General features: G+C 61.4%; 2 protein-coding genes. Both read right to left on the bottom strand.

The window, feature by feature from the left end:
* Window positions 1-96: 96 nt before the first annotated feature.
* Complete coding sequence (locus NKJ81_RS32415; protein ID WP_352452314.1) at window positions 97-534, bottom strand: curlin; 438 nt, start codon at window positions 532-534, stop codon at window positions 97-99.
* 403 nt (window positions 535-937) lie between these two features.
* Window positions 938-2017 (bottom strand): alpha/beta hydrolase family protein, encoded by a 1080-nt coding sequence (locus NKJ81_RS32410; protein WP_352542968.1) that lies wholly within the window; start codon window positions 2015-2017, stop codon window positions 938-940.
* Between the last annotated feature and the right edge of the window lie 356 nt (window positions 2018-2373).

Here is a 2373-nt window from a genome sequence, read left to right as displayed (position 1 = left end):
GGTGTTTTGGTGCCGTGGGGGGCCGGGGTTGGCCCGGTTGGGGGGGCCTCGGGGGGCCGGCGATTTCGCCCCGCGCCCGCCTGGCCGTTGCCGTGTTTATGGGCAGGCCTGGACGAAAGCTGCGACATTGCCGCTGCCGCCCTGGCTGACATTGGCATCGCAGCCGTGGCCCACCTGCACGCCGGCAGCAATGTTGCCGTTACCGTCCTGGGTCAGAATGGTGGTGTGGTTGGAGCCGAACTGGCCGACGCCGGCCACGTTGCGGTTGCCGTTCTGGTAGGTGGCGCCGTAGTTGCCGGCCCCGTCCTGGCCGATAGCCGAAAGGTTGTGGCGGCCGCGCTGCTGGCCGATCACCTTGTTGAAGCGGCCGTTCTGATACACCCGGATACGGTTTTTGAAGCCGTTCTGGGCGCCGCCGGCCGAGTTCGACCAGCCATATTGCTCGATGCGCACGTCATTGGCCATGGCCGGAGCGGCGGCAGTGATACCGACAAGAGCGGCAAGCGCGGTTGCGATGAAAGAATTGCGGATCATGAGAGCGTCTCCTTTGGCGGACGGGACCGCGGTTGAACGGCTTCTTTTTAGGAGATGCCGTTCGAACTAAGGCTGAAGGCGGCGTTCAGCTGGGGTTCAGGAGGGCTTGCGCGGGTCGTGGCTGCGGCGGTCAGGCCGCTATTCGCTAGGGCAATGGGTGGAGCACACTCGCCAAGGGCGGCCGGTGTTGGGTCATTTCTATACTTGGGGTTGGCCGCTTCCGGCCCACAGGCTGCCGGACGGCAATGCGCCTCATGTCGGTCGTCAAAGTTAGCTTTGCAACTGCCTTAAAGAGGACATTACCGGCCACCGCATTGGTGATCGCGGTTGCGCCACAAGCGGACCACGTGTTGCCGTTGGCCACACGAGCGCCTCCACCTGTCCAGCAACGAGTCCGGTCGGCTCAGTGGAAGGTCGTTTTATAGTGGAGGCCCGGAAACGACGCCTCGCCGGGTCGCAGCGCCGCCTGCCCCATGGGATCACCTTTTAGAATACTGAGGAAGAATGCCGCGGTCAGCGTCTTGGCTTGATCGAACTGCGGGCTGGAACCGGAACCGTATGCGAACATCATGTGCCCACCCTTGTCGAATACGGCCAACGCCTTATCTCGACTTCCGATGCTATCATGCGCCCATAGGGCATTGAATTCCGGCTTCACCATCTCGTCGTCAGAAGTGACCAGTATGAGCGTCGGCACTTTGACAGCCGCAATGCCAGTGGCGCCGAATACCTGCAGCTCGCCGCCCGGAGCTGCGAGAACGAGCGCCGCCACGCGGCTATCCCAAATGGGTGGCATCGGCTCCGCAAACGGGTCTGCAGCGCCGTAGAGTTTGGCAATCGTTGGCTCGAAACCTACAAATTGGCATGAGTCGCCATACTTCTGGGCCTCATTTGCAGCGCACCAGCTATCCAGGGCTTTAAAGTCGACCCGAGCGCCTCCCGCCTGGAGCGCAGTCGCTCCGCCCGATGAATGCCCCCAGACGCCGATGTGGGAGGTATCTATGAGTCCAGCGAGTTTGCCACCCGGGGCTGTCAGTGTATCGGCGTAGCCGATCACACGAAGCACGTTGGCAGAACGATAATAGAGCAATCGGCGAACGTCGAATCCGGTATCATAGCTCGAAGCGAAGACAACGAACCCGTAGGTCGCGAGAAACTGGCCCCAGCGGGTGTAGGCTATGCCCGGCATCGAGGATCCGGGGATCAGCACAAGCAGCGGATAGGGACCGGTCGTTGCCGGCGGTGCGTCCGGCGTCGTCTTCAGGATTGCGCCGGCGGGAGCTGGCGCAGGACCAGCAGCGGGATACCAGACCCATGTTTCCAGCGGGTGCTCACCAGTCACGTCAGGTATCGTGAACTTCTGAATACCGATCGCGAAAGGACCGGGCTGGCTGAAATCGGTTGCGATCGCGGGTGTCACTGCGATCAGGGGCAAGATGACAAGCCAAGGCAGCAGAAGAAAACCCAAGACAGCCTTGATCATAACGTGCTTTCCTGCGCGGTGCCAGGCTGCCGCTACCGTTCACCCATGACGGCAAGACGTCAAGCCCGAGTGCTGCCCACGGTCCATCTATATGGTACGTTCGATCGTTTTGCTGCCCTGAGTCTTCGCTTGAGTGGACTGAGAGGAGTTGCAGCTTTAGGAACGTGCGGAACGGGTCAGTTCGAGACTCGGACCCACCGGATTGAATATCTGCATTCTCACGCGTTCATACCAGAACCGGCCGGACCGCTCCCGGCCCCTCCCGAACGTTTGTGCTCTGGCCAATAGTGGTCTGAGGAGAAACGATATGGGACATTCGCAGTATGACCTCGCCGACAAGGCCGTCCCGCTTGGAA

Origin of the sequence: Mesorhizobium sp. M0018 (genome assembly GCF_040323955.1) — a bacterium.
GTDB lineage: Bacteria > Pseudomonadota > Alphaproteobacteria > Rhizobiales > Rhizobiaceae > Mesorhizobium.
The sequence above is the reverse complement of the archived record's forward strand: the minus strand, read 5'-3'. Positions and strand labels throughout refer to the sequence as shown.

What these genes read in the sequence shown, in the direction of transcription:
- NKJ81_RS32415 (WP_352452314.1), bottom strand. Translation starts at nt 534, where the DNA reads ATGATCCGCAATTCTTTCATCGCAACCGCGCTTGCCGCTCTTGTCGGT.
- NKJ81_RS32410 (WP_352542968.1), bottom strand. Translation starts at nt 2,017, where the DNA reads ATGATCAAGGCTGTCTTGGGTTTTCTTCTGCTGCCTTGGCTTGTCATC.